Origin of the sequence: Streptomyces shenzhenensis (genome assembly GCF_021462265.1) — a bacterium.
Taxonomy (GTDB): domain Bacteria; phylum Actinomycetota; class Actinomycetes; order Streptomycetales; family Streptomycetaceae; genus Streptomyces; species Streptomyces shenzhenensis.
Map to the genome: position 1 here is coordinate 36,119 of NZ_JAJONF010000055.1, position 24,742 is coordinate 60,860.

The following is a 24,742-nucleotide window of genomic DNA, read 5'->3' on the forward strand; positions in this document are numbered from 1 at the left end:
CGACAGGTTGCCCTGGCGCGGCATGTCGTGGCGTCGAGAGGTCAGACGCGGAGCAGGTCGGTCGAGAGGGCCCAGAGGCGCTTGGCGGCGACGGGGTCGAGCGCCCATTCCTTGACACCATGCGGGTGCTGCGCGAGGTCGGCGTCGTTCGGCACGGTGTAGGCCTCCTGTGCATCGTCGAGGTAGTGGCCTCCGGAGTGGGCGAACTCGGGGGCGACGGCCGCGACGATACTGGTGGCGGCCCCCTGCTCGACCGTCTTGTACGTGAAGACCCCGGCGGCCTCGGCCGCGTCGAGCGACGCCTTCTGTTCCGGTGTGAAGTTCCGCTGCAGTCCCGTGGCGATACCGCCGGGGTTCACCGCGTTGGCGACGATGCCGTCGGCCGCCCACAGGCGGGTCGCCTCGACGGCGAAGAGGGAGTTCGCCGTCTTCGACTGGGCGTAGGCGATCTGCGGGTCGTAGCTGCGGCGCTCGAAGTGGAGGTCGTCGAAGTCGATGCCGGACCGCATGTGCGCCGTCGAACTGACCGAGACGATCCGTGCTCCATCGTGGTCGGCCGCTCCCCGGGCCAGGGCGTGGTGAAGGCCGGTGGCCAGCGCGAAGTGGCCGAGATGGTTCGTCGCGAATTGCAGCTCCCAGCCCTCATGCGTTCGTTCGAGGCCGCCGGTGACCACGCCGGCGTTGTTGATCAGCAGGTGAAGCGGGCCGCCCCACGCGGCGACGAACCGGGTGACGGTGGCCCTGTCGGCGAGGTCGAGCCGGACGACCCGGGGCCGGATCCCCCCGGTCGACTTTCCGATCGTCTCGGCGACGGCGCCACCCGCAGTCGTGTTGCGGACGGCGAGCGTCACTTCCGCCCCGGCAGCGGTCAGCGCACGAGCCGTCTCGATCCCGAGTCCGGAGGAAGCTCCCGTCACGATCGCACGGAAGCCGGTGAGGTCGATGTCCTCCAGCACCTCGTCCGCGGTGCTGGAGGAGGTGAAGGGCGTGGAGATGAGTCTGCGAGCGTCCATGGCGCGACTATACGCACTAGGCTCGATTTGTATAGTACGGTTCTCGCTCGTATGCTCGCTCCATGAGCAGTCCCGACGCCGGCCACCCGCCGTCGACAGTCGCTGATGCCGACCGTCGGACCATGGTGCTGGAGTCCGCCATGGCCACGTTCGCGCGATTCGGTTACCGGAAGACCTCGATGGAGGAGGTGGCGCGGGCGGCGCACATCTCCCGGCCTGGGCTCTACTTCCTCTTCTCCTCGAAGGAGACTCTGTTCCGTGCCGCGGTCACCCAGGCCCTGGATCGCGACATCACCGCGGTCGAACGGGTCCTGGCCGACAGCGGCCGCCCCCTTTCGGAGCGCCTCGTCGAAGCGTTCGACCATTGGGCCGGTCGCTACATCGGCCCGCTGGCGCGCGATGTCGCGACGGTTATCGAGGGCAATCCCGGCATCCTCGGAGAGATCGTCGAGACCGCGCCGCGACGTTTCGAGGAGCTGATCACAGACGCGATCGCCGTCGAGTCGGGGCGAGAGGCGGCCCGCCCCGTCGCACAGACGATGATCAGCGCATCGATCGGCCTCAAGCATCAGGTCGCGTCACGGGAGTCCTACCTCGAACGGCTGGCGGTCGCTATCGGTCTCCTGGTGCGCTGAAAGGGCTCCCGGCCTTCTTGGCGGCGGCGGATGCAGCTGCTGCACCACCGGTGCGCGGAGTACACCAGCCACAGGAGTCGCGCAGGCCAAGGCCGACAACGAATCACCCCCTCCGAGGGACCATTCGACGCGACCCACCACGAGAAGCGGTACTGTCCCGGCACTTCACAGCGAACCCGTTGATGCAGTCCGCGCAACATTGCCCAGAGTCCTCGTTCCCGCCCCCGGTCACAGCGCGGCCCGTACCGCCTCGACGAGTGCGGCGGCACGCGTGTCCTCGGCACCCTCGACGATGCTGTTCATGACGTACCCGAAGGCGATGCCGTGCTCGGGGTCGGCGAAGCCCATCGACCCGCCGCGGCCGGGGTGGCCGAAGGCGCTGGGACCGGTCAGCGGGTTCGTCTCGACCGGCAGCATGTACCCGGAGGCGAACCGGACCGGGAACATGATGACCTTGTCCACCCCGGCGGCCTGCTCCGCGGTCGCGGACGCGAGCGTCTCGGGGCTGAACAGCCGTACCCCGTCCACCTCCCCGATCAACGCGGCGTACATCCGGGCGAGGCCGCGCGCGGTGCCGATCCCGTTGGAGGCGGGCAGCTCCGCGGCCTGCACCTCGGCCGAGTTGAAGTCGATCTCGGCGGGGTCGGTGACGGTGAACGCCCGGTTGCTCAACGACCGCGGATCCTGCAGCGCGGCGACGAACTCCCGTGCCTCCGACGGCACGAGCTCCAGCGGTACGGTGCTCAGGTCGACCTCCGGCTTCGGATACACCATCCGGCTGACCCGCCCGCGCTCGGCCGCCGGCAGCCCGATGAAGAAGTCGAGGCCCAGCGGTCCGGCGACCTCCTCGGCGAAGAAGCGTCCGGGCGTACGGCCGTCCACCCGCCGGACGACCTCCCCGACCAGCCATCCGAAGGTCCGCCCGTGATACCCGTGCGCGGTCCCCGGCTCCCACTCCGGCCGCTGCGCGGCGAGGGCGTCGGCCATCGGCCGCCAGCGCAACGCCTCCTCCAACGGCACGGGCGGCTCGACGGTGACCACCCCGGCCCGGTGCGACAACAGCCACCGCACCGGGATCTCCGCCTTCCCCGCCGCCCCGAACTCGGGCCAGTAGGCGGCCACCGGCGCGTCGAGGTCCAACTGCCCACGCTGGGCGAGCAGATGCGCGACGGTGGCGGTGACCCCCTTCGTCGCCGAGTACACGAGCTGCAGGGTGTCCCGCTCCCACTCCCGCCCGGTGTCGGGATCGGCGACCCCACCCCACAGATCCACCACCGGCCGCCCGTCCCGGTACACGCAGACGGCGGCCCCGACATCCCCCCGCTCCGCGAAGTTGGCGCGGAACGCCTCCCGCACACCCTCGAACCCGTCGGCCACTTCCCCGTGGATCGTCGTCATGCCCTCATCCTGACACCGGCCACGCTGGCTCCAACCAACAGGTCCCACCTGTCAGTTGGCGCGACGGCGCGCGCTCTGACGAGCCGTAAGAAATCGTCAATTACAGATTGACGACACGAGATCGTCAATTTAAAGTTGACGCATGAGCCCACTCGACATCAGTCTCGCCGACCTGATCGCCCGACTCGACGAGGAACTCCCCGACGCCGGCGAACTGGCCCGCATCAGCGAGGCCCGGCTGCGCGCCCAGACCCTGTCCGACCTCGGTGACCAGCTCATCGACCACTACGTCAGCAAGGCCAAGCAGACCGGCGCCTCGTGGACCGAGATCGGCGACGCCATCGGCGTGTCCAAGCAGGCCGCCCAGCAGCGCCACGCGCCCACCGCATTCGAGCGGTACACCAACCTGAACCGGCACAGCATCGTGCTGTCGCAGGAGGCCGCCCGCACCCACAAGCACGACTCCATCGGCACCGAACACCTCCTGCTCGGCCTCCTCGGCGAACCGAACGGCCTGGCGTATGAGTTGCTGCTCGCGAAAACCGGGTCCGAGCAGCGCATCCGCGACGCGATCCAGGAAGCCCTGCCGCCGGCCGGGAAGAAGGCACCGCGAGGCCACATCCCCTTTCACCCGGAGAGCAAGGAGGCCATCGGCCAGGCCCGCCGCGCGTCATCCGACCTCGGCCATGACTGGGTCGGCACCGAACACACCCTCCTGGGCCTCATCCGCGTGGCGGAGAGCCCGGCCGCCCAGATCCTGCGCGGCCTCGGCTTCACGTCGGAGGAGTTGCACGAGACGGTGAAGACGGAGATCACCAGGCGCCGGGCCGCGGACGACACCCGGTGACGAGGCGACCGGCCGCCACGGGGGACCGGCTCGAACCGGTCCCCCAAAGGCCCAGGCGCCTCAGGCTCACCGGCAGGAACCGGCCCGCTGGGCAGCCGACGGCCCTGGCCCGTTCCTGCTCGGTCTCCGCCCTGCCCGGCATGAGACAGTCGGGCACCACCGGCCACCGAGCCCCGTCGAAGAGAAGAGCACCATGAGAACGCTGCCCGCCGTCACCGGTCGCGATGAGTTCGACGCCCTGGTCGTCAGGACCGACTACGAGGACGACCGCACCTGGCAGGACGTGACGGCCGCACTGATGGCACCTTGGGGAGACGGCGCCTACGAGGCACGCGTCCACTTCGTCGACGACCCGGCCTGGGCGGACGCGACCGCCGAAGAGATACTTCCCGTCGTCTCAGCCGACGAGAACCTCGCCGTGGTCTTCCTGGCCGACCGCACGACCATGCGGACCGGGAGCCACCCGCTGCTCGCGGTCACCACCCTCACCCGGGAGGAGTGCGTTGACGACGAGGACTACGACCAACTGACCGAGTTCGGAACCGAGTTCCGCACCACACCGGCAGGCGTCCACGACGTCCACGCGAACCTGAGCATCGGCAACCTGGGCTTCGAGGAGTACGCGGCGTGGGCCCACGACGACGCCGAGGGCGTCTACCGGTCCGCCTGAGGGGGAGTGCCTTTCGTCCTCGACGCCCGTGGGCACATCTCCTGTGCCTGCGCATCCCACGGGGATGCGCGGTGACCGGGGACGACTTCTGAGGAGCCGTCCGCCTAGACGTCGGCCACGAACCTCCTCCAAGTCTCGGCTGAGATCCTCAAGCGAGGACCCGCATGCCGCTTGGAATCACGTATGAGTACCTGTGCTCTGCGAAATGCCACCTCAAGGCACTCGGTCGTATTTCCTCCACTGTAGGATGATTTGAGCCATATGGGATCTTCGGTAACTCCATCGGCGACGGGCATTCATGGCTCCTAGCGGGCGCGTCCGATCATGGATGGGGGAGCCTGCTGCTAGGCGGGCACTGGGCAATCGATGCAGCGGAAGCTTCGTGGCGCGCCGTTCGGGGCTGTGGAATTGTCGAACTCGGAGAAATCGCCGCTGTCGTTTCTGTAGACGATGCCGATCCCATGTTCTGCGAGCAAGTCACGGAGCTCTTCACGAGGGAGCGAAGGCGTGAGAACCATCAGGTGGAGGGGTTGATCGTGGTCGAGCTCCCTCAAATAGCGCCGAGCATCGAGGAGTTGTGCAAGGGCTTGAGTGATGGACTCGCGTGCTGCGCTGGCCGTTGGCTCGTAGACCGTGTTGTTTGTGCGGTTGTATATGTCGAAAGAGAGCTGAGACGTTGAGTTCCGCATTGACAATTCGAGTTGAACAATGGGGTGCCCAGCTGCGGTCTCACGCTCTTCGAATGCTTCGGCTAGATCGTCGCGGGCTGCTTCTATTTGATCGGCATAGGTTGGTTGTTGTTGCCGTCGCTGACGGCGGTACGTCCGCGCGAGACGTCCCGCAGTCTGATTGAATCGAAACCTTGATCTGGGAGCTACTTGAAGAGTGTCGGAAGTATCCCGGATGTAGGGGCCAGTGGGGCGTAGCCGGAAGACAATGACGTTGCGGTGGTGGCCTAATTCGTCCTCGGCTTCCCGTATCTCGAATGGGTTGAGTTCGTCGACTTTGAACTGCCCGATATATCTATGCGTACGGGTGTCGCTCCCCGGTATCTTCCCTACTGCTATGAAAAGGTGTAGAGTGCGGCCCTTGTTCGCATGGTCGAGGATTGCGGCATTTCCGCCGCTCAGGGGCTGGTCTCCCCGCTTGCCGGCGCCGGTGTAGGTGAATATGGGGCCTATTTCGTCATCCTCGGCGAGCCACCCGTCGCGATATCCGTAGCGCTCGCCAATCTTGCTGTCCGAAAACAGAAGAACGTTCTTTTTTTCCACGGCTGGGCAGATTCCGGCGTAGCCACTGCCGCCGAGGACGGGATGGATTTGCGCACGCGTGAGGACGGCGCCGGGCTGAAGCGGAGGTGTAGGCGTTGTCATGAGGCGAGATTAATGGTTCCAGTGCCAACAGTGCGCGGGGGGTGCTAGAGGGTCCTTCGAGGGGCATTGTGGTCGCGCAGGGCCGGGGTGAGGATGGTGCGATGAGTGACGCAATGGGTGCCGTCGTCTCGGCTGTTGTCGCCTTCGTGGCCGCAGTCGTCGGAGCGGTGATCGCTGGCAGGTACGCTAAATACGGGGCAGAAGTCGGCGGACGTAAGGCCGTTGAGGCCGCCTTGGCGCAGGTACATGGTCAGGCGGCAGTGGAACACTGGCAGTGGGTGCGTAGCCAGCGCCATCAATCCTTTGCCGCCCTCATTGCGGCTTATGCGGCTCTGGATGACGTATTCGCTCGTATTGCGCCTGAAGTACTTAACGGGCAGCGGCTTGATACGTCGACGGGACGCGAGATGCAAGGGTGCGCTCTCGAACTCCAAGCTAAAACGAGTCAATTGGCGCTATGGGGACCAAGCGAGGCGTATTCGCTGGCTTATGCGCTCACTGGAAAGTCGGTGGAGGCGATGGGTGCCTTGTTGCATATAGGGGGCATAGGTGCCTCGGGGGTGAGTGGAGACTGGTCCAGATTTAGCCGAGTTAGAGGTGAGATGGTGGAGGCGTATGCGAGCTTCCTACAGCGAGCCGGCGAGATAGTTCGTGATCCGCAGCAGCCGGTCAGCTAGCGCATTTTGGCATCTGTTGCGGGCATTGCTTGTATAAAGCCTTGCCATGCAGCGGCGCTCCACGTGACCTGCGGACCCAAGGCGAACTTGGAATCGCGCACGGCTATTGCCTCAACGAGAAATGCAACTTCCAAACACTCGCCCCCCATGCCGTTGCTGTAGCTGCTCTTGTGCCACTGGATGTTGGACGACGACATCATCGGGAATGCTCCTCCAGGAGTCTGGTGATCAGTGAGGTCGAGCGCTGAGGGCTCAGTGCCAATGCTCTGAGATGGTCGAACGCCTTCGCGTAGAGCGCCACATCCTTGGGTTCTTCAAGGTAGACCGAATCGGTGAGCCCCTCTCGGTAGACCATGTCGGGGTCCTCCTGCTCAGGGAAGCCGAGGACTGTGTACGACCCCGTCGTGGGGTAGGCGCCTGCATCGAACGGAAGGATCTGGAGAGTCACGTTCTTCAACTTGCCGATTTCCAGCATACGTTCGAGTTGTCGGCTCATGACCTGGCGGCTGCCGACCACGTGCTGCAGTGCGCTCTGGTGGATGACGGCCCACAGGTCGGGCGCGTCCTCTCTCGTGAGCAACTCCTGGCGGTGCATCCGGACATCGACCATGCGCCTGATGTCCTCGGAGGTGTGGTCGACCCAGGCGCGGCACTGCTCGGCAGCGTACTCATCGGTTTGCAGTAGGCCCGGGATGAACTCCGCTTGATACGTTCGCAAGTTGGAAACGGCCTGCTCAAGGCCGACATAGACAGAGAACCAGGCGGGGATGGCATCACCGTGAGCGTGCCACCACCCCTTGGTCTTGGACTCCTTGGCCAGCGACTTCAGGAGGTCGCGTAGCTCTTCGGGGGTCGCGTAGAAGCGGCAGAGCGCATCGACATCTGAGGCTTGGACGCGCCCCTGTCCCGTTTCCATACGGCTGACCTTGGAACTGCTCCAGTCGAGCTCCTTGCCTACCTGGCTACAAGTGAGGCCGCTTTCCTCGCGAAGGCGCTTGAGTTCGATTGCCAGTCGGCGACGGCGCGCTGTAGGGGATCCGGCCATGTCAACTCCTCGTAGTTAGCGGAAAGTCCATCCCACCGGAAGACGTCCGAAAGACCAATCACCCTTACGAGGGAATCCCTTCGTGCATGTTGCAGGAAGGGATTCCCCGCTGCGAATCTGTCACTAGGAGTCACGGCTTCGTGGTGCTTCGCGACGGTGTGTGTGGGGAAGGTGGACGAAGATGATCTACGCAAGTGGGCGTGTGGTCCGGGAGCCCTGGCTGCACGAGTTTGCTGCCCATCCAGAAGAAGTCGCCCAACTGAGGCGGATGGTGAGGCTTCGACTCATCCTGTGGGGGTTGCAGGAGCATGTGGATGCAGCGCAGATCTGCGTATCAGAGCTCGTGACCAACGTCATTCAGCATGTCGGCGAGGGCACACCCACGACACTGCGCATGGAGCTCAATAGGCCGCACCTTCGTGTGGAGGTTGTGGATCCTGATCCTCGGGCGCTGCCTACCTTGCTTGCTGCTAGCACTGCCCTGGAATCGGGGCGCGGAATGGCGCTAGTCGACGCGGTGACCGACCACCGGTGGGGTGTGACCCTGCGCGGCGACACCAAGGTGGTGTGGTGTGAGCTGACTGTTGACGACTTCGCTGTCTGTAGCCCAACAAACGGCCCTCGCGTCACGCGCGCTTCGGCCATCCTTGAGCTTTACGGAACCTGGCCGCTTGCGCACGGTAGTGCCGTTCTCGGAAGCGGCAGTCGGCTGAATGTGGCGGCTGCGGAAGAGGCCGCCATTGAGGCCATGGCAGACCTGCTGCACTGGTTGCGTGCGCACGGCCATGACCCCGATGACGTGCTCGACCGGGCCCAGACTCACTTTGAAGCCGAGATCGGTGGTGTTTCTGAAGCTCCTCTAGTCTGCTAGTGCTGCGACCGGAAAGGTTCACCGGCTCGCGACGCCCGGCACGGCACCTCGCCGCGTTGTCGCATCACCCGAGTACATCCAGTACGCGGGCGATGCTCCGCCTTGCGATGCACCGCACCGGACGCCGCGAGCTTTCCGGCAAACCTTCCCGGCCACAGCACTAGCTCGCGGCGATTGCCGAGTATGACCACACGTCGGCAGGCAGTTCATGGTGAAGTTGCCAGGTGATCGCCATGGGCTTGCTCCCCTCGTGCCGGACGTACGTCGCAGGGCCGAGCAGCATCCATGGTTGAGGCTTGCCGATGTCGGTGTCCTTATAGCGCCGCATGAACAGCAGCACGTGGCTACCGCGCTGCACATGCTGCTGATAACGCAGGCCCGTGGGTGAGGCGTCAGTGGTAGTGCTCTGGGACTCCCAGTGGAAGAGGGCAGGGCTCAGTGCATAGTCCTTGTAGCGGACCGTCGGCGAGAAGTCCTTCTCGTTCTTTTCGAGAGTGATCAGAAGGGCATCCGTTTGGTTCGGCTCGTCCCACAGGACGCCCTGAGCGAAGGACCCAGGCATCTGCCCGTTGAGGCGAGCGACGCCAAGCGCGGCCAGGATCTCGGAGCGGTTGTACGCACTGTGGATTTTCAGGGGGATATGCGCGTGAGGGCCCTCCAGAGGGAGGGGGAAGTGGTCGGCCTGGCCCATCACGTGATCGAGTACCTGCTGTAGTTCGCTACGGAGAGCTCGCTGTTCGCGGAGTGATTCGAGGCCCTGGTCGTAGGAGGTGAAACCGCCAGCTTTGTCCCAGAGGTTAAAGAAGAGCATGCGCGCGTACGTTCTGTCCCTCGCGTCCAGGGCCTCATACGCTGGGGCGTCATCACTCAGCAGGCGGGTGTATGCCTCGGCACGCTCAGGGTCGTCAACATGCAGGAACGCGTACGCGCGCTTCAGTAGGTCTTCTTCGCCTGCTTGTTCAGGGAGATCGGCCAGGCCGGCGCGGCGCAGGACGGACGTCCACGAGTTGCTGGACTTGTACAGCTCTTTGATCTCCCGACGGCTTTCCCGCAGGTAGTCGGCCAGGAGTGGCGTGTTGAAGGTCTTGACCTCTTTGGCGAGGGTTTGGACGGTGGCCTTGATCTGCGTGCGGATGTTGTCCAGTACGAGGTCCTTGGACTTGCCCTCAAGGATGATCTGGCAGCCGGATGGCAGTAGCGGGAAGTCGTGCTCTGCGTGCTCAAGGAGGCGGTTGCGCGACAGGTTTGTCATCGCGCGGAACTGTTCCTCAAACCGGAACTCTGCGCGATGCTGGCCGATGAAGTCGAGCACAGTGAGTACGGGTTTGTCCGGCGTGCGGCGCAGGCCTCGGCCAAGTTGCTGAAGGAAGACCGTAGCGCTGTTCGTAGGGCGCAGGAGCAGCAGGGTGTCGACGTCCGGGATGTCCAAGCCCTCGTTGAACAGGTCTACCGAGAAGATGACCTGGATCTCTCCGGCCTTGAGCTCCGACAGGATTCGGTCTCGGACTTCGGGCTTCGATTCGCTATCCAGAGCCGCCGCCTCGAATCCTGCTTCCTGAAAGCACTTCGCCATGAAGTGGGCGTGCTTCCTGGTCACGCAGAAGCCCAGTGCGCGCATGCACGTCGGGTCGGATACCTTGTCACGCACCTGCTTGATGACGATGCGTGCCCGGGCGTGGTCGGCAGAGAACAAGTCGCCGAGTTGGCTCTGGTCGTACGTTCCCGACCGCCAGTTGAGGCGGCTGAGGTCTGTGCCGTCGGGCACACCGAAGTAGTGGAACGGGCAGAGGAGGTCATTGTCCAGCGCTTCCCATAGCCGCATCTCGGCGGCGATCCGACCTTCGAAGAACTCATCCTGTACGTTCAGCCCATCGGCACGCTCAGGAGTGGCGGTGAGTCCGAGGAGTTGCTTCGGCTTGAAGTGGTTGAGAACGCGGCGATACGTCGAGGCGGTGGCGTGATGGAACTCGTCCACGACGATGATGTCGAAGTGCTCCGGGTCGAACTGCTCAAGTCGCTGATCGGTGAGCGACTGGACACTTGCGAAGACGTGCTGCCAGTCGCGGGGCAGTTCGCCGCTGAAGAGCGGTTCACCGAAGGATGCGTCATCGAGAACTTCCCGGTACTTGCGCAGCGATTGCTTCAAGATTTCTTTGCGATGGGCCACAAAGAGCAGCCGCGGATATTGTCTGCCGCCCCACTGTTTGTGCAGGCTACGGTAGTCGAGCGCGGCCATGACCGTCTTACCCGTCCCGGTGGCGGCGACCAACAGGTTGTGATCGTGGCCACGGACCTCACGCTCGACGCGTAGCCGTTCCAACATGTCGGCCTGGTGTGGGTAGGGGCGAACCTCAAGCCCCGAGAGGCTGATCTTGGCGTCCTGATTGGACGTTGAGCCACCCGCCACTCCAAGGGCTTCATCCAATTTGCGGGCGTCGCGATCCGGGTCGTACTCCTCGAAGGCTATGTCATTCCAGTACGAGTCGAAGCTGGCCTCGAACTTGCTCAATACGGCAGGTGTAGCGACGGACGACAGGCGGACGTTCCACTCCAAGCCGTCTAGTAGCGCGGCCTTGGACAGGTTCGAGCTGCCAACGTACGCGGTGTCGAAGCCGCTGTTGCGGCGAAAAAGCCAGGCCTTTGCGTGCAGGCGCGTCGAGCGGGTCTCGTAGTTGACCTTCACTTCGGCGCCGAAATCTCGGACGAGTCGGTCTAGGGCATGCCGGTCAGTGGCACCCATGTACGTCGTAGTGATGACGCGAATGGGAACGCCGCGCCGGGCGGCTTCGCGGAGCGAGCTCTCCAGGACCCGAATGCCGTACCACTTCACGAAGGCACACAGCAGGTCAATGCGGTCCGCCGTGGCCAACTCGGCGCGCAGTTCACTGCCCAGGCTCGGGTCCTCGGGAGAGTTGGTGATGAGCGCGGTTTCGGACAGGGGTGTAAGCGGTCGTATCGCGTAGACGCCGGGGGCTTCCCTCTCGGCGAGGGCCAGGAGCTGGCGGGGCCCATCGGCGATTAGCTCGATAGCATCACTGGTTTCGAGGTCGGCAGAGCTGGAGGCAAGCGATGCGATGATCTGGTTCGCTACCGCGACGCGCTTGTCCTGCGGCAACTGGCTGAGCCGCCGTCCTATAGCCCGGCCGATGTGTCGGGCGAGAACATGGGGTGATGATTCCTCGCTGACCTCGTCATCGATGGCCTTCCAGCCAGCCGCATCCAGCTGCTTTATCTGTTCCTGCATGCGGTGGGTGATGAGTTCCTCGTAAACACCCGCGACAGGCTGCGACAGGTCCCCCGGCTGAGCCACGCTGCTTCCCCAATCCCTCATGCACAGCAATGACTCTGTTGTAGCAGGTGAGAGTGACAATCCTCAGGGTGACTGTGGTTTTTATGAGCTGCTGTTGGGCCGCCCGCTTCTTTCCAGTGTCGTGCCTCCGCGCCCCGTCTCAAGGCCGCTCCGGTACGAGGGAGAAGCGAGCGGGCGGCCCGGGGAAAGTGGACGGCTTCCGGGGCGCGCCCGGGGGTGGGCTGCGGTCTTGGCCGGGGACGGGGGCGCCTCGGGTCGTCCGGGCACGCCGGGTGGGCTCGGCGGCGGGTGGCGGGCTCGGGAATTGCGTGTTTAGGAGCCGTGACAGGCGTCGTACGGCTGGGGCTGGCCGCACCAGCAGTCCGAGGTGCGCTGGGGAGGCCAGGCCACTGCCCGGCCCCGCGCCGCCAGGGTCGTCGCGTACTGGGGAAGGAGGGTGGTGTCGCTCGGGGACGAGCCCTCCGAGGCGGCGAACGCCTCGTAGGAGGGGACCGTGCCGGTGACGATGCCCAGGTTGCCGGTGCCGGAGGCCGAGAGTTCGCGGAGGGAGGACTCTATGGTCGCGAGGTGCTCGGGGTGGGACGGGTATTCGGCGGCCAGGTCGGGGTACGCCGACAGGAGTTCCGTCAGTTCGGTCGCCGGCCAGTGCAGGACCGCCACCGGGAAGGGGCGGGAGAGGGCCTCGCGGTAGGCGCCGAGTTCGGCGCGGAGGCGGGAGATCTCCGCGGCCAGTTCCTCGGGGTTGTCCGAGCCCAGGGACCAGACGCGCTTGGGGTCGTGGAGCTCGTCCAGGGAGATGGCAGAGGAGGAGTGGAGGGTGTCGGCGCGGGCGTCCCAGTCGTCGTGGGGGAGGCCGAGCATGCGGCGGACCCGGTGGCGGCCGATCAGCACCGGGTGCGTGGCGTAGGGGGGTTCCTCGACGTCCGTGAGGAGGAGGGTGGCCGCCTCCGTGAACGTGTCGTGCGCCGCTTCCAGCTCGTCGTGGGATTCCAGGGATTCGGCGACGATCACCCAGGGGGCCGGGTCCCGGGGGGCCGTGGTGCGGATGCCGTCGATGATCGCCCGGGCCTCGGCCTCGTGGTCGTACTCCCACAGGTTCGACGCCTTGAGGGCCCTGACGAGAGGCGCGTTCTCCAGGGTGTCCGGGGTGGAGAGGAGGCGGTCGTAGAGCGCGGTCGAGGCGGGGCGGGCGTCGGCCAGTTCCAGGTGGGCCGCGGCCCGGAGGAGAAGGGTCTCGGCGTCCTCCGGGTACAGGCCGGCGGTCCGCTCCAGGCGTGCCGCTTCGGCGGTGTGGTCGACGTTCTCGGCAGGCGTGTCGGGGCGCATGAACGACACCGTACTGCCCGTCGGTGACATAAGGAGAGACGGGCGAGACTCCTCTCATGCAGCTTTCCTTCGGCGGGCAGGTCATCGAGTGGCGGGGGCCCGCGCCGTACTACTTCGTTCCCGTGCCGCAGGACGAGTCCGAGGACATCCGGGCCGTGGCCGCCATGGCGTCCTACGGGTGGGGGGTCATACCCGTCGAGGCCCGGATCGGGGGCGTCGTCTTCGAGACGTCGCTCTTTCCCAAGGACGGCGGGTATCTGCTGCCGCTCAAGAGTGCCGTGCGCAAGCCGGAGGGGCTGTCGGCGGGGGATCAGGTGAGGGTCGAGATGACCGTCCGCCTGGGGTGAGGAGGGGCCGGGGACGCGGCGGGCCCGCACCCCCGGCCCCTGCTCACGCGGCCGGGACCACCCGTGTCGTCGACGTCACGCCCGGCAGGGGGCGTTCGCCGGTCAGGGTCGGCAGGGCGGAGCGGTCACCGTAGAGCTCGTAGCGGTAGAAGGCGGTCGCGTAGGTGGTGAGGGCGTTCTGCTGGGTGGCGGGGGGCAGTTCGTGGGTGGGGCAGGTGCTGTCGTCGTCGCCGAAGAGGGCAGGGGGCGTCCACGCGGTGTTGTAGTAGTTGTGGTTCGCGTTCGACAGGGACACCGAGTAGTCGGTCTCGGTGTTCAGGCCGGTGACGTCGTCCAGGTACTCCTGGCCCGCCTCGTGGACCGCGCCGTCGCAGGAGCTGGTGACCACCGTGAACGGCAGCCTGGTGATGAGGGTGTCGCTGTGGTCGCCCTCCGGGTCGTCGAACTTGACCGGTGCCAGGCCCAGGACCGCCCGGACGCGCACGCCGGCCGGCCATTCGTCGCGGTGCTTGTCGGACGCTTGCCACATCACGCCCTTTCCGCCGCGTGAGTGCCCGAGCGTGCCGACGCGGCTCATGTCGACGTGGCCCGCGAAGTGCGGGGAGACGGGGCGGCCGGAGGCGGTGGTGAAGTGTCCGGCCAGGGGGCCGGTGCCGGTGGCGGACAACTGCTGCCAGAGCCGCAGGTGTTCGTCGATGAGCCGGGCCCGGTCGCCGTAGTCGAAGGACGTCATGTTGATGCCGTCTGCACTGAGCGATACGACGACGAAGCCGCGGGCGGCGAGCGCGGCGCCCAGGTAGTCGTAGCCGCGGTAGCTGGGGAACGGCCGTGAGCCGGCCGGGCAGGGCCAGGTGTCGGCGTCCTGGGCGTCGCAGGCCCACCAGGAGCCGTGGGCCATGACGATCAGCGGGAGCAGGCCGGTCAGGTGGCGTGGGTAGTGCACGACCGCGCGCAGCTCGCTGACCGTGCCGGACTGGGGGTCGGTGAACGCCGTGTCGCCCAGGTCGTATGCGGCGACCGAGACGGGGACGGGGACGGCCGGAGTGTCGCCGTTCTCGGCCCGTGCCGGCACCTGGGCGGCCGCCGTCAGGGCGGCGGCCGTGAACAGCAGTGCGGTCAGCAGGCGGAGCGCCGGGCTGGGGAGTCGTAACCTCATGTCTCACTCGACGTTCGCCACGCCTCCGGCGTTGCCTCCTTGCCGGGACTGGGCGCACGGCCACCGGAGTCAGGCCGTGCGCACCCGTCGCGTCCCTCTAGATCGTCACGCCGTCGATCTGCAGCGTCTGCACCGCCTTCGCCGCCACCGACACCGCCACCGTCTTTCCGGACAGGTAGGTGTCCGAGTACGACTTGTACGCGTCGCCGCCCGTCGTCACCGTGTTCCAGCGGGGGACCAGGCCGCCGGAGCCGCCGGTCACCGTGGTGAAGCCCGAGAGGTTGAAGGTGAAGGTCTGGGCGGACGTGGCGGTGTTGAGGGCGACGATCACCAGACGCTTCGCCGAGGAGTCGTACGCGGCGACGGCGTTGCTCACGCCCGTGTCGAGGATCTTCATCCCCGGGCGGATGTGGCGGCTGAACTGGGCCATCACGTAGTACTTGGTGGTGACCGCGCCGGCGGCCAGGGTGCTCGCGTCGTAGGCGATCATCGCCCAGTTCGTGGAGGGGTCCATGACCTGCCAGTAGACCCAGGCGGTGGGGTGCAGCCAGCGGAAGTCGTAGAGCAGGTTGAAGGCCATGGTGTAGCCGGTGCCGTCGTTGTCGCCGGTCTCGGAGTTCCACAGGGCCTTGCCGGACGTCGTCACGACGTCCGTGTAGAGCAGGTCGCGGCGGCCGCCCGAGCCCTGGTAGCCGTGGACGTTCACGCGGTCCACGTAGCCCTTGGTGGTGGCGGAGAAGGCGCCCCAGGTGGTGCGGGCCAGGTCGTAGCTCGTCTCGTCGGAGGCCGAGATCTTGGTGCCGGTCAGGCCTCGGCTGTTCAACTCGCTGCGGAGGTAGGGGAGTACGGCTGCCTGGACCGTCGAGTCCATGTGGCAGCCCTCCTGGGTGCCCGTCGCCGTCCACCAGGAGGACGACGGTTCGTTGAAGGCCTCCACCGTCGCGAAGTTCACGCCCCAGTTGTTCTTGGCGTACAGGGCCACCGAGGCCAGGTGGGAGGCGTGCTGGCGGTAGTTCCAGGACTGGAGGTTGTTGCCGCCGTCGGAGGCGCCGGACGGGTTGTGGTTCAGACACATCCACCACATGGGGGAGTTGGCGAAGAGCTCGGCCGTCGCGCCGCGGTTCACCGCCTTCACGAGCATGGCGCGCTGGGTGGCGTCGGCGGTCCAGTCCCAGGCCGAGGAGGTGGGGTCCTCGTTGTTCCAGTCCTGCCAGTAGCCCTCGATCTGCTTGAAGGCGGGGATGTTGGCGGAGGCGACCATCGTCGTGCCGCTCACGCTGTTCCAGCTGCTCGCGCCCAGGTTGTAGCGGGCGATGTTCAGGCCGAGGCCGGGGAGCGAGGTGCTGTTGTACGTCGTCGACTTGGTGGTGAAGAAGATGTCGGCGAAGTCGTCGCGGGTGCCGAAGACGTTGCCCCACCAGGCCAGGGAGGTGCCCCAGCCCTCCCAGGTGCCCCAGGAGGTGGACGGGCTGACGGCGATCGTGGCGTCGGCGTGGGCCGTGCCGGTGGCCAGGGCGCTGCCCAGGAGGCCGCCTCCCGCGGCGGCCAGGAGTGTTCTGCGTCGGATCATGGCTGCTTCTCAACCTCTCCGTGCGGCTCAAACACCGGTTCCCGGACCGGCGTTGACTCGTCCCCCCGCATGCCAACAGGAAGCATCGGGTGTGGCGTGTGAGGTTGTCGAGAGTTGTGACCATGCTTTCTGACAGTGCTTTCTAAAACCCGTGGAGAAAGCGGGGGTGGGGAGGTCCGGTGACGGGAGGTCCGGTGGCTCTGGTGAGTTGGCGGCGGGCGCCCTATCGTGCGGGACCGACCGGGGTCGGCGCGAACGGCCCAGGGGCCGGCGAGCCCGGCCGGGGGTCGGTCGGCGGGAGGTGCGCGGTGCGGGTCGTGGGGCACGGTGAGCGGCGGTGGCGGGCGCGGCGCCGGCGGGTGCTGTGGACCGGGGGCGAACTCCTCGTCACCGTGGGCGTGGTGCTCATGCTCCTCGTCGTGCACCAGTTGTGGTGGACCAACCGGGAGGCGAAGCAGGGGGCCGAGCGGAAGGTGGAGGCGCTGGAGCGGCAGTGGGGGGACTCCGGGGACACCGGTGGTTCAGGTGGCTCCAGTGGTTCCGGTGGCTCGGGCAGCGGGGCGAACGGCGGCTCCGGTACGGCCGGTTCCCCGTCGTCCGGTCGTTCCGGCACCGGCCGGCAGCGGACGTCGTACACCACCAGGGTCGTCGCCTCCCAGGCGTACGCCGTCCTCGTCGTCCCGCGGCTCGGGCTGCGCGTCCCGGTCGCCGAGGGGGTCAGCAAACCGAAGGTGCTCAACCACGGGTACGTCGGCCACTACCCCGGCACCCAGCAGCCGGGCCAGGCCGGGAACTTCGCCCTCGCGGGGCACCGCAACACCCACGGCGAGCCGTTCCGCTACCTGCCCCGCCTCAGGCGCAGGGACACGATCGAGGTCGAGACCGGTTCGGCGACGTACACCTACGTCGTGGACCAGATCCTGCCGCAGACCTCGGCACGTGACTCGGGGGTCGTACGGCCCGTACCGCGCTCGATCGTGAAGCCGTCGTACGGGTACCAGGAGCCGGGGTACTACATCACGCTGACCACCTGCACGCCCGAGTTCACCTCGCGGTACCGGATGGTGGTGTGGGGGAAGCTGGTGTCGACGCGGCCGCGGGCGTGACACCGGGAAGCGGCCCGGTCCGCGCACTCGCCGGGTCTTCCGCGTGCGGGACCGCGTATCCGGACACGGAAGGCCAGCGCACGGTCAGCACCACGGAATCGTCCTCGGCCGCCCAGGAGTGATCCACCCCCTGGCCCCACACGACGTAGTCACCCTGCTCTTCCAGCAGGACGCTGCGGCCGGGGAACTCCAGGCGGAAACGGCCCGAGACCAGGACCAGGAGAGCCGTGCGCACCTCGCCCGTCACCCACTGGTCGCGTCGCTCGCCGCGCGGGTGGATGCCCCACTTGACCTCCACGGCGTCGCTGTGGCGAGGATCCCCCTGCTCCCTGAAGTGACCGAGCAGCCATCCCCGGTCCGCGGTCGCGTCCTTGCCGGCGTTGCCTACGTACACGCGGTCTTCCATGCGGCCGAACGCTAGCAGGCGGCCGCTGGGCGGGCCGGGGACGCACACGGAGCCCCGGCCGGCTTCCCGCCGGCCGGGGCTCCTGCTCACCGGAGGGCGTCGACCAGCAGGTTCGCGGCCACCGCCGCGCCGTCAGTGCGGATCTCGGCGCCCAGCGCCTCGGCGCGCGCACGGGTCTCCGGTGCCAGGGCCGTCTTGAACGCGAGACTCAGGGAGCCGACGGCCGGAGCCGGACCGTCGAGAGCCGCACCGATGCCCAGGTCCGCCACCCGGCCGGCCCAGTACGGGTTGTCCGACAGCTGGACGGCCACCACCACCTGCGGGACGCCCGCCCGGGCGGCCGTCGCCGTGGTGCCCGCGCCGCCGTGGTGCACCACGGCGGCCACTTCGCGGAACAGACGCTGGTGGTTGACCTCGCCGACGGCGAAGCAGTCGTCCCGGTCGTCGACCAGGCCGAGGTCCGCCCAGCCTCGGGAGACGAGTGCGCGGTGCCCCTGGGCGCGGAGCGCCTCGATGACCGAGCGGGCGATGTCCTGCGGCGGGATCATGCTGCCGAAGCCCACGTAGACCGGCGGATCGCCCGCCTCCAGGAAGCTCACCAGGTCGGCCGGGAGCGGTCGTTCGTCCGGCAGGCTCCAGGTGCCAGTCTGGGTCACGTCGAGGCCCGGGGTCTCGCGCCACGGTCCCAGGGCCGGGTCCGCCGCCAGCCACGGGCGGTCGGTGAGGACGTGGTCGCGGACGTTCTCCACCGGGGGCAGGCCGATCGACGCCCGGTGGCGGTTGAGGGTCTCGGCGAACTCCGCGTTCACGGCGCGGGCGTCCAGCTCCCAACGCGCCCGGTTGTCGGGCACCTCCGGCTCCGGCCAGCCCGGTCGTGGCGGCGGGGCGTGGTGCGGGGACGGCAGGTGGACCGCCGCGTAGCTCGCGTACACGTAGCGGACGCCGGCTGCTTCGGCCACCGACCGCGCGGCGATCTGCGCCAGGCCGGCCGCCACCAGGGCGTCGCATCCGTCGAGCGCCGAGGGGAAGACGTCGAACTGCGTGCCGACCATTTCGGTCCGGTACCGGGACAGGTCCGCCGCCGACGGCAGGGCCGTGCCGCGCATCAACTCGCGTACCGGCGGGCCGACGGGCACCGGTTGTATCCCGAGACCGTCCAGGCGCTGTGCGAACTCCTCGTCCGGCGGGACGCACATCCGCACCTCCACGCCGAGCGCCCGTAACCGCACCGCGAGTGCCACCAGCGGTTCTACATCGCCACGCGTTCCGTATGTGGACAACAACACCCGCATTCCGCGCCCTCTTTCGCTCCGGCTTCCCATGCGTTCCGGTCCGTACCCGCCGGGGCTTCGGGAAATGCCCGTTTACGGCGATGCGGTCGGGCGTAAGGAATATGCGGGCAGCAGGGCGCCGTCCTCGGTGGCCGCGGTGAGCGCCGGCCTGCCTTCCAGGCTGGTTCCCGATCGTCAACATAACCTGAGGGCTGCTGAATGCATGGTTCGTCAGTGTTCGTACCTGATGTTTCGGTCATATTGCCCTGCGCCGGCTTCGGAACGCGATTCAGTGCGCCCTACCCGAAGGAGCTGCACTGCCTGGCTCCGGGGGTCACGGTCCTGGACCGCAGTCTGGAGGCCGTCGTCAACCTGGCGAAAAGCGGACTCAATGTGCGTCTGGTCGTCGTGTTCGGGGCGCATAAAATGGACACGGTGCGTTATCTCGCGCGTTATGCCGAGACCTTTCAAATGGTTTTCGTGTACCAGAACGAGTCGTTTGAACCGGGTCTCGACGGAGCGATCCGGTCCGCCCTGCCCATGACGCAGGGGCCGGTGGCACTGGTGCTGCCTGACATCGTTGTTTCCGACGCGGACGGGGCCGGCAGTCTCCTCGCCGCGTTACGGCACACGGCGGTGACGGGGTGGAGCGTCGTGGCCGCCGAAGAACGGGATCCCGGCGTGCTGCGGCAGATGGGCGCGCTGGCCGTGGTCGAGGCGGGCGGCTTCCTGACGGTGGGGGCGGCCATCGACAAGCCGACGGATCCTTCGGGCTTCAACGCCTTCTGGGGCATGGTCGCGGCCGCCGAGCACCAGGCGCACCGGTTGCCCGACGTGGTCGCGGAAGGGGTGGACAGCCCACTGGCCGGGGCGGTCGCTCACATGGTGGGGAGCATCGTCAACTACAACACTCCCGAGGGCTGACCTCCCGGGCGCCGACGGGCGACTCGGGGGACCTGGGCGACCCGCGCGGGTGGGGCAGGTGCTGCGTGTCGGGTTCGAAGCGCTCCTGGTACCAGGGCTGGGAAGCTTGCGGCTGGGGCAGGTTGTCAAAGATGCTGACCGTGTGGCGCCTCGGCTCGTGCGAGCCGCCGGCAACGGATCGTGTGTAATAGACAGGCAGCAGGGAGTGGGAGGGGGCTGGGCATGCGCGTGAAGAGCCGTTCGGCCCTGCTGTCGCGCCCCGCCGTCTTTGTTCTGCTCCTTCTCTTCGGCGTCCTGCTGCTCGACTCCGGCAGCCTCTTCACCACCGTCGCGCTCGCCGCGACCGCCGCCGCAGGCTCGGCCCTCGCCGTCTGCACGTTCCTCGCCGCCCGTGCCGCGCCCGCCGTGCCGCCCACCCGGGTCCGTACGGCGATACGCGACCGGGCCCGGCGCACGGCCTTCCTGCCGCAGCGCGACCCGGATGCGAAGGGCCGCCCCCGCCCGCGAGCACCCGGACACGCCCTCCAGACGACCGCCGCGTAGGGCACCCGGTCCGGGTGGCCCCGCGCGGGTCGTCATGCCGTACCACCTCTTCACCCACGGCACGACGAGACCCCCGGAGGGCTCCCACCCATGTCCGTTTTCGCCAGCCTGGTCGAGCATCTCGCCGACCTGCTCCAGCCGTTCTTCCACGCCTCCGCGGCCGCCGCCGCGATCGTCCTGTTCACCGCGTTCGTACGACTGCTCGTGCATCCCCTGTCCCGCGCCGCCGCCCGCGGCCAGCGCGCCCGTACCGCGCTCCAGCCCAGGATCGCCGAACTGCGGAAGAAGCACGGAAAGAACCAGCAGGCGCTGCAGAAGGCCGTGTTGGAACTGCACGCGAAGGAGAAGGTGTCGCCGCTGTCCGGTTGTCTGCCGGTGCTGCTGCAGATGCCCGCGTTCTTCCTCCTCTACCACCTCTTCTCCAACTCCACGATCGGCGGCCACGACAACGGCCTGCTCTCCCATGAGTTGCTGGGGGCTCCCCTCGGCGGGCGGTGGGCCGACTCCCTCGGCGACGGGTTCGGGACCGCCGGCAGCCTGGCCTATCTGGCACTGTTCGCCGTGGTCGCCGCCGTCGCCACCTTCAACTTCCTTCGTGCCAGGCGGACGGCGGCGGGGGTGGGCGCCGTGGTGAGCGGCGGGGAGGGCGAGCAGGTGCCAGGGGCGGGCGCCGTCACCAGGGTCATGCCGTACCTGTCGTACTTCACTCTTGTCACCGTCGCCGTGGTGCCACTGGCCGCCGCGCTGTATGTCGTGACCAGTACGGCGTGGAGTGCGGTTGAACGGGCTGTGCTGTACAGGTGAGAGGGGTGACTTCGAAGAGGTTCCCGGAAACCGGGTGAGGGGTTCAGTGCCCCCGCTCCCGCAGCGCCATCACGCCCGCCGCTCCGACGGCCGCGAGTCCTGCCGAGACCGCTATCGCCATGTCGGCGCCGTGTGCCAGGCCGCCGCCGGACGACGTGGCGATGGCGATGGTGAGGGCCACGCCCGCGCAGGAGCCGATGTAGCGGAAGGTCTGCTGGGCGCCCGAGCCCATCGCGGCCCGGGTGGCGGGGACGGACTCCACCGCCAGGAGGGGGAGCGCGGCGTTGAGGAGGCCGCTGCCCACGCCGCCCAGCACCAGGCCCGGCAGCAGCCGGGGCCAGGAGCCCGCGTCCAGGGCGCCCAGCATGGTCAGCGCGCCGCCCGCGTGGAGCAGGAAACCGGCGGCGAGTTGCCAGCGCGTCGCGACCCGGCCCGCCAGGCGCTTCGCCTGGAGCGCCACGGTGAAGGACAGGCCGGACCAGAGCAGGAACAGCCACGCGGTGTCCATCGCGGACATCCCCACCGTCTGCTGCAGCAGCGCCGGCAGGTAGCTGAACAGGCCTATCACCGTCAGGCCCGTGACCAGGCCGCTGAGGGAGGAGACCAGGAAGCGGGGGGTGCGGAAGAGGGCCAGGTCGATCATCGGGGTGGGTGAGAAGCGGCGCTCGATCAGGGTGAAGGCGCCCAGCAGGACGAGGGTCGCCGCCAGCAGCAGCGCCACCGGTGCGCGCAGCCAGCCGTCCCGGCCCAGGGTCAGGGCCGCCACCAGGGACACCAGTGCCAGGCCGAAGGTGAGTGCCCCGGCGATGTCCGGGCGGCCGCCGCGCGGTGAGCGGGACTCGGTCAGCGTGCGGAAGGAGGCGCCCGCCACCAGCAGCGCGGCCGCGCCGAGGACCGCGTACGCCACCCGCCAGCCGGGCATCGCGCCCGCGACCAGCGGGCCGAGGGCGATGCCGCCGCTCACGAACGCGCCCCAGACGCCCGTGGCGTGCAGCCGGCCGCGCGGGCTCGGGAACGCGGCCACCAGCAGGCCCAGGCTGCTCGCCAGGATCGCCGCGCTGGCCGCGCCCTGCGCCACCCGGGCGAGGGTGAAGGCCCAGGTGGAGGTCGTCAGGCCGCCGAGGGCGGTGGTCAGGCCGAGGGCGAGGGTGCCGGCGACGAAGACGCGGCGGCGGCCGTAGTCGTCGGCCAGGCTGCCCGCCACCAGGAGCAGGGCGGCGAGGCCGAGCGGGGTGCCGTTCAGCAGCCAGGCCTGGGCGGAGAGGGGCGTGTGCAGGGCGGCGACCGTGTCCGGGAGCGTGACCACCGGGGCGGTGTACGTCATCAGGGCCACGGCGGTCGCGGCGCTGGTCAGGGCCAGGGTGGAGCGGCCGCTCCGGGGGGAGGCGGTGGCGTCCTCCGTGACGGGCGCGGGGCTTGTGCGCTTCACAGTTCTTTCATTGAACCTAGTCATGGGGGTACCGTAGCACCGTCGGTTCGTTCATTGAACCCGCTACCGGGAAACTGACTAAGGTGGACCCCATGGCACTGGGCAAGGACTACGCGACACAGGAGTGCTCGATCGCCAGCGCGCTGGAGGTCGTCGGCGAGCGCTGGACCCTGCTCGTGATCCGCGACGCGCTCTACGGCGTCCGGCGCTACAACGACTTCCTCGTCCACCTCGGCATCCCGCGCGCGGTCCTGTCGGCCCGCCTGAAGACGCTCACCGAGGAGGGGATCCTGGAGAAGCGCCGGTACCAGGAGTCGCCGCCCCGGGACGAGTACGTCGTCACCGAGCGCGGGATCGCGCTGTGGCCCACCCTGCGCGCCCTCGCCCTCTGGGGGCGCGAGCAGCTCATGGACCGTCGGCTGCGCTACTTCCGGCACGCCGACTGCGGGACCGAACTCGGCCCGTACGGCGAATGCCCCGCCTGCGGAACCGTCGTACCCGCCGCGGACGTTCTCATCACACCGGGGCCGGGCCTCGACCCCGACCCGGCGGACCCGGTCAGCCGGGCGCTCCTCAAGCCCAAGAGGCTCCTGGAGCCGCTGGAGACGGAGCACGTGTGAGCGGCGGCCGCCCATGGTCCAGTACGTGAACGTGCTCTTGCCCGCTGCACGCCCATCTTGGAGGATCGACCAGTCCTCCGATGGCTGCACCCATCGGCCGGGTGACTGCTGTCAAGGGAGATGGTGACGACCATGAAGCTGCTGCGAGTCGGTACGGCTGGGGCGGAGCGGCCCGCGCTGCTCGACGCCGAGGGAGTCCTGCGGGACCTGACGGGGATCGTCGACGACATCGACGGGGCACTGCTCGCCGACGACGCGGCCCTCGGCCGGGTCCGGGCCGCCGCCGATGCCGGGGAGCTGCCCGCGCTCGACGCCACCGGGCTGCGGATCGGGCCGCCGGTGGGGCGGATCGGGAAGGTCGTGTGCATCGGGCTCAACTACCACGACCACGCCCGCGAGACGGGGGCCGAGCCGCCGGCCGAGCCGGTCGTCTTCTTCAAGGCCGCGGACACGGTCGTGGGGCCGTACGACACCGTGCTGGTGCCGCGCGGGTCCGTGAAGACCGACTGGGAGGTGGAGCTGGCGGTCGTCATCGGGCGCACGGCCCGCTATGTGGCCGACGACGAGGACCCGCTGGCGTACGTCGCCGGGTACGCCGTCGCGCACGACGTCTCCGAGCGGGAGTTCCAGATCGAGCGGGGCGGGACCTGGGACAAGGGGAAGAACTGCGAGACGTTCAACCCGCTCGGGCCGTGGCTGGTCACCGCGGACGAGGTCGGCGATCCGCAGGACCTGTCGCTGAAGCTCTGGGTGAACGGCGAGCTCAAGCAGGACGGGACCACCGCCGAGCAGATCTTCCCGGTCGCCGAGGTCGTGCGGTACGTCAGCCGGTTCATGGTGCTGTACCCGGGGGACGTCATCAACACCGGGACCCCGGCGGGGGTGGCGATGGGAGCGCCGGAGCCGAAGCCGTTCCTGCGGGCCGGGGACGTGGTGGAGCTGGAGATCAGCGGGCTCGGCCGTCAGCGGCAGGAGTTCAAAGACGCCTAAAGAATGGGACGAATTCGGTCCGCGCCGCCTCGGAGCGGAATTACCCGGGGCTCCGCGGCCTTTTTCCGTGCACATTGCGACCGCTGGCGCCCTCTCTCGCGCGCCGGGGAATATAGGTGGTCCATCCCTGGTATATTCGGCGTCCGTCTCGCTTTTTCGGTATTCTCTCTCCGGAAATAGGCGCGATGGAGGTACCGGCCCGCGCCGATGCCCCGTTACGGTGCGTCGGGGTGCGCGGGGCGGTCCGGCAAGTGATCGAGGAGGCGGCTCACGTCGTCGGCGTCGGGCAGGCCGAGACCGGTGAACAGCCGGTGCGCCGCACGGAGCCGGACGCGGGCGGTGTCGATCCCGCCGCGATCGGCCTCGGCCCGGCCCAGCACCATCAGGGCGTACGCCTGGTCCCGTGCGGCG

General features: G+C 68.1%; 25 protein-coding genes and 1 pseudogene. 11 read left to right on the plus strand and 15 right to left on the minus strand.

From position 1 onward, the window contains the following. Positions 1-41 precede the first annotated feature (41 nt). On the minus strand, positions 42-1,013 hold the full coding sequence (locus tag LQ326_RS41045) for an SDR family NAD(P)-dependent oxidoreductase (RefSeq protein WP_234544170.1): 972 nt from the start codon (positions 1,011-1,013) through the stop codon (positions 42-44). A gap of 62 nt (positions 1,014-1,075) precedes the next feature. Here LQ326_RS41045 and LQ326_RS41050 point away from each other — a divergent pair, with 62 nt between their 5' ends. Next, on the plus strand, positions 1,076-1,648 hold the full coding sequence (locus LQ326_RS41050; protein ID WP_372497087.1) for a TetR/AcrR family transcriptional regulator: 573 nt from the start codon (positions 1,076-1,078) through the stop codon (positions 1,646-1,648). Positions 1,649-1,876: 228 nt separating this feature from the next. Here the strand turns inward: LQ326_RS41050 and LQ326_RS41055 are convergent, their stop codons facing one another. After that, positions 1,877-3,046: a serine hydrolase domain-containing protein gene (locus LQ326_RS41055; protein ID WP_234544171.1), complete on the minus strand. Its 1,170-nt coding sequence runs from the start codon at positions 3,044-3,046 to the stop codon at positions 1,877-1,879. A 142-nt stretch (positions 3,047-3,188) separates the two neighbouring features. Between LQ326_RS41055 and LQ326_RS41060 the strand changes: the two genes are divergently transcribed. Together LQ326_RS41060 and LQ326_RS41065 are read left to right on the plus strand one after the other, a co-directional pair. Beyond that, positions 3,189-3,893 carry a Clp protease N-terminal domain-containing protein gene (locus LQ326_RS41060; RefSeq protein ID WP_234544172.1) on the plus strand — a complete coding sequence of 235 codons (705 nt, stop codon included), beginning with the start codon at positions 3,189-3,191 and terminating at the stop codon, positions 3,891-3,893. Between the two features lie 193 nt (positions 3,894-4,086). Continuing rightward, complete coding sequence (locus LQ326_RS41065) at positions 4,087-4,563, plus strand: DUF6924 domain-containing protein (protein ID WP_234544173.1); 477 nt, start codon at positions 4,087-4,089, stop codon at positions 4,561-4,563. A 104-nt stretch (positions 4,564-4,667) separates the two neighbouring features. Here the strand turns inward: LQ326_RS41065 and LQ326_RS41070 are convergent, their stop codons facing one another. The 5 genes from LQ326_RS41070 to LQ326_RS41090 form a co-directional block, all read right to left on the minus strand. Beyond that, positions 4,668-4,859 (minus strand): DUF397 domain-containing protein, encoded by a 192-nt coding sequence (locus tag LQ326_RS41070; protein WP_234544174.1) that lies wholly within the window; start codon positions 4,857-4,859, stop codon positions 4,668-4,670. A gap of 48 nt (positions 4,860-4,907) precedes the next feature. Beyond that, positions 4,908-5,936 carry an SRA domain-containing endonuclease gene (locus tag LQ326_RS41075; RefSeq protein ID WP_234544175.1) on the minus strand — a complete coding sequence of 343 codons (1,029 nt, stop codon included), beginning with the start codon at positions 5,934-5,936 and terminating at the stop codon, positions 4,908-4,910. A 44-nt stretch (positions 5,937-5,980) separates the two neighbouring features. Further along, positions 5,981-6,370, minus strand: coding sequence for a hypothetical protein (locus tag LQ326_RS41080; RefSeq protein ID WP_234544176.1), 390 nt, complete (start codon positions 6,368-6,370; stop codon positions 5,981-5,983). Between the two features lie 239 nt (positions 6,371-6,609). Continuing rightward, positions 6,610-6,813, minus strand: a complete 204-nt coding sequence (locus LQ326_RS41085; protein ID WP_234544177.1) for a DUF397 domain-containing protein — start codon at positions 6,811-6,813, stop codon at positions 6,610-6,612. Continuing rightward, a complete protein-coding gene (locus LQ326_RS41090) occupies positions 6,810-7,658 on the minus strand; it encodes a helix-turn-helix domain-containing protein (protein WP_234544178.1) in 849 nt (282 codons plus the stop codon). Before LQ326_RS41090 ends, LQ326_RS41085 begins: the two co-directional genes overlap by 4 nt. 181 nt (positions 7,659-7,839) lie before the next feature. Between LQ326_RS41090 and LQ326_RS41095 the strand changes: the two genes are divergently transcribed. Next, positions 7,840-8,529 carry an ATP-binding protein gene (locus tag LQ326_RS41095; protein ID WP_234544179.1) on the plus strand — a complete coding sequence of 230 codons (690 nt, stop codon included), beginning with the start codon at positions 7,840-7,842 and terminating at the stop codon, positions 8,527-8,529. A 160-nt stretch (positions 8,530-8,689) separates the two neighbouring features. On the opposite strand, the gene LQ326_RS41100 is transcribed toward LQ326_RS41095, so the two are convergent. Together LQ326_RS41100 and LQ326_RS41105 are read right to left on the minus strand one after the other, a co-directional pair. Then, positions 8,690-11,860, minus strand: a complete 3,171-nt coding sequence (locus LQ326_RS41100) for a DEAD/DEAH box helicase (RefSeq protein ID WP_234544180.1) — start codon at positions 11,858-11,860, stop codon at positions 8,690-8,692. A 291-nt stretch (positions 11,861-12,151) separates the two neighbouring features. After that, the gene (locus tag LQ326_RS41105; RefSeq protein ID WP_234544181.1) at positions 12,152-13,165 is read right to left on the minus strand and encodes a hypothetical protein; all 1,014 of its coding nucleotides are present in this window, start codon (positions 13,163-13,165) and stop codon (positions 12,152-12,154) included. A gap of 56 nt (positions 13,166-13,221) precedes the next feature. On the opposite strand from LQ326_RS41105, the gene LQ326_RS41110 reads away from it, so the two are divergent. After that, on the plus strand, positions 13,222-13,512 hold the full coding sequence (locus tag LQ326_RS41110) for a DUF1905 domain-containing protein (RefSeq protein WP_234544182.1): 291 nt from the start codon (positions 13,222-13,224) through the stop codon (positions 13,510-13,512). A gap of 43 nt (positions 13,513-13,555) precedes the next feature. On the opposite strand, the gene LQ326_RS41115 is transcribed toward LQ326_RS41110, so the two are convergent. Next, a complete protein-coding gene (locus LQ326_RS41115) occupies positions 13,556-14,668 on the minus strand; it encodes an alpha/beta hydrolase (RefSeq protein WP_234544183.1) in 1,113 nt (370 codons plus the stop codon). 97 nt (positions 14,669-14,765) lie between these two features. Then, positions 14,766-16,238 carry a glycoside hydrolase gene (locus tag LQ326_RS41120; RefSeq protein WP_234544184.1) on the minus strand — a complete coding sequence of 491 codons (1,473 nt, stop codon included), beginning with the start codon at positions 16,236-16,238 and terminating at the stop codon, positions 14,766-14,768. 317 nt (positions 16,239-16,555) lie between these two features. Here LQ326_RS41120 and LQ326_RS41125 point away from each other — a divergent pair, with 317 nt between their 5' ends. Next, the gene (locus LQ326_RS41125; protein WP_234544198.1) at positions 16,556-17,344 is read left to right on the plus strand and encodes a class E sortase; all 789 of its coding nucleotides are present in this window, start codon (positions 16,556-16,558) and stop codon (positions 17,342-17,344) included. A gap of 22 nt (positions 17,345-17,366) precedes the next feature. On the opposite strand, the pseudogene LQ326_RS41130 reads toward LQ326_RS41125, so the two are convergent. Both LQ326_RS41130 and LQ326_RS41135 read right to left on the minus strand, forming a co-directional pair. Continuing rightward, positions 17,367-17,750: pseudogene (locus LQ326_RS41130) on the minus strand (signal peptidase I); the annotation flags it as partial. 86 nt (positions 17,751-17,836) lie between these two features. Beyond that, positions 17,837-19,042 carry a glycosyltransferase gene (locus LQ326_RS41135; RefSeq protein ID WP_234544185.1) on the minus strand — a complete coding sequence of 402 codons (1,206 nt, stop codon included), beginning with the start codon at positions 19,040-19,042 and terminating at the stop codon, positions 17,837-17,839. 213 nt (positions 19,043-19,255) lie between these two features. Between LQ326_RS41135 and LQ326_RS41140 the strand changes: the two genes are divergently transcribed. The 3 genes from LQ326_RS41140 to LQ326_RS41150 all read left to right on the plus strand — a co-directional run bounded on the left by LQ326_RS41140 (position 19,256) and on the right by LQ326_RS41150 (position 21,292). Next, entirely contained in the window at positions 19,256-19,945 is a 690-nt protein-coding gene (locus LQ326_RS41140; protein ID WP_234544186.1) for a glycosyltransferase family protein, read from the plus strand. A gap of 222 nt (positions 19,946-20,167) precedes the next feature. After that, positions 20,168-20,488, plus strand: a complete 321-nt coding sequence (locus LQ326_RS41145) for a DUF6412 domain-containing protein (protein WP_234544187.1) — start codon at positions 20,168-20,170, stop codon at positions 20,486-20,488. A 90-nt stretch (positions 20,489-20,578) separates the two neighbouring features. Next, the gene (locus LQ326_RS41150) at positions 20,579-21,292 is read left to right on the plus strand and encodes a YidC/Oxa1 family membrane protein insertase (RefSeq protein ID WP_234544188.1); all 714 of its coding nucleotides are present in this window, start codon (positions 20,579-20,581) and stop codon (positions 21,290-21,292) included. 43 nt (positions 21,293-21,335) lie between these two features. Here LQ326_RS41150 and LQ326_RS41155 read toward each other — a convergent pair whose 3' ends face one another. Beyond that, on the minus strand, positions 21,336-22,745 hold the full coding sequence (locus LQ326_RS41155; protein WP_234544189.1) for an MFS transporter: 1,410 nt from the start codon (positions 22,743-22,745) through the stop codon (positions 21,336-21,338). Between the two features lie 68 nt (positions 22,746-22,813). Between LQ326_RS41155 and LQ326_RS41160 the strand changes: the two genes are divergently transcribed. Continuing rightward, on the plus strand, positions 22,814-23,341 hold the full coding sequence (locus LQ326_RS41160) for a winged helix-turn-helix transcriptional regulator (RefSeq protein WP_234544190.1): 528 nt from the start codon (positions 22,814-22,816) through the stop codon (positions 23,339-23,341). 132 nt (positions 23,342-23,473) lie between these two features. Further along, positions 23,474-24,331, plus strand: coding sequence for a fumarylacetoacetate hydrolase family protein (locus tag LQ326_RS41165; RefSeq protein ID WP_234544191.1), 858 nt, complete (start codon positions 23,474-23,476; stop codon positions 24,329-24,331). 215 nt (positions 24,332-24,546) lie between these two features. Here LQ326_RS41165 and LQ326_RS41170 read toward each other — a convergent pair. Next, positions 24,547-24,742, minus strand: a 196-nt coding sequence (locus LQ326_RS41170) for a hypothetical protein (protein WP_234544192.1), incomplete at its 5' end; no start/stop codon positions are given.

What these genes read in the sequence shown, in the direction of transcription:
- LQ326_RS41100 (WP_234544180.1), bottom strand. Translation starts at nt 11,860, where the DNA reads ATGAGGGATTGGGGAAGCAGCGTGGCTCAGCCGGGGGACCTGTCGCAG.
- LQ326_RS41070 (WP_234544174.1), bottom strand. Translation starts at nt 4,859, where the DNA reads ATGCCCGTCGCCGATGGAGTTACCGAAGATCCCATATGGCTCAAATCA.
- LQ326_RS41115 (WP_234544183.1), bottom strand. Translation starts at nt 14,668, where the DNA reads ATGAGGTTACGACTCCCCAGCCCGGCGCTCCGCCTGCTGACCGCACTG.
- LQ326_RS41050 (WP_372497087.1), top strand. Translation starts at nt 1,076, where the DNA reads ATGAGCAGTCCCGACGCCGGCCACCCGCCGTCGACAGTCGCTGATGCC.
- LQ326_RS41105 (WP_234544181.1), bottom strand. Translation starts at nt 13,165, where the DNA reads ATGCGCCCCGACACGCCTGCCGAGAACGTCGACCACACCGCCGAAGCG.
- LQ326_RS41060 (WP_234544172.1), top strand. Translation starts at nt 3,189, where the DNA reads ATGAGCCCACTCGACATCAGTCTCGCCGACCTGATCGCCCGACTCGAC.
- LQ326_RS41055 (WP_234544171.1), bottom strand. Translation starts at nt 3,046, where the DNA reads ATGACGACGATCCACGGGGAAGTGGCCGACGGGTTCGAGGGTGTGCGG.
- LQ326_RS41165 (WP_234544191.1), top strand. Translation starts at nt 23,474, where the DNA reads ATGAAGCTGCTGCGAGTCGGTACGGCTGGGGCGGAGCGGCCCGCGCTG.
- LQ326_RS41120 (WP_234544184.1), bottom strand. Translation starts at nt 16,238, where the DNA reads ATGATCCGACGCAGAACACTCCTGGCCGCCGCGGGAGGCGGCCTCCTG.
- LQ326_RS41085 (WP_234544177.1), bottom strand. Translation starts at nt 6,813, where the DNA reads ATGATGTCGTCGTCCAACATCCAGTGGCACAAGAGCAGCTACAGCAAC.
- LQ326_RS41135 (WP_234544185.1), bottom strand. Translation starts at nt 19,042, where the DNA reads ATGCGGGTGTTGTTGTCCACATACGGAACGCGTGGCGATGTAGAACCG.
- LQ326_RS41095 (WP_234544179.1), top strand. Translation starts at nt 7,840, where the DNA reads ATGATCTACGCAAGTGGGCGTGTGGTCCGGGAGCCCTGGCTGCACGAG.
- LQ326_RS41145 (WP_234544187.1), top strand. Translation starts at nt 20,168, where the DNA reads ATGCGCGTGAAGAGCCGTTCGGCCCTGCTGTCGCGCCCCGCCGTCTTT.
- LQ326_RS41045 (WP_234544170.1), bottom strand. Translation starts at nt 1,013, where the DNA reads ATGGACGCTCGCAGACTCATCTCCACGCCCTTCACCTCCTCCAGCACC.
- LQ326_RS41065 (WP_234544173.1), top strand. Translation starts at nt 4,087, where the DNA reads ATGAGAACGCTGCCCGCCGTCACCGGTCGCGATGAGTTCGACGCCCTG.
- LQ326_RS41075 (WP_234544175.1), bottom strand. Translation starts at nt 5,936, where the DNA reads ATGACAACGCCTACACCTCCGCTTCAGCCCGGCGCCGTCCTCACGCGT.
- LQ326_RS41090 (WP_234544178.1), bottom strand. Translation starts at nt 7,658, where the DNA reads ATGGCCGGATCCCCTACAGCGCGCCGTCGCCGACTGGCAATCGAACTC.
- LQ326_RS41160 (WP_234544190.1), top strand. Translation starts at nt 22,814, where the DNA reads ATGGCACTGGGCAAGGACTACGCGACACAGGAGTGCTCGATCGCCAGC.
- LQ326_RS41150 (WP_234544188.1), top strand. Translation starts at nt 20,579, where the DNA reads ATGTCCGTTTTCGCCAGCCTGGTCGAGCATCTCGCCGACCTGCTCCAG.
- LQ326_RS41110 (WP_234544182.1), top strand. Translation starts at nt 13,222, where the DNA reads ATGCAGCTTTCCTTCGGCGGGCAGGTCATCGAGTGGCGGGGGCCCGCG.
- LQ326_RS41155 (WP_234544189.1), bottom strand. Translation starts at nt 22,745, where the DNA reads ATGACTAGGTTCAATGAAAGAACTGTGAAGCGCACAAGCCCCGCGCCC.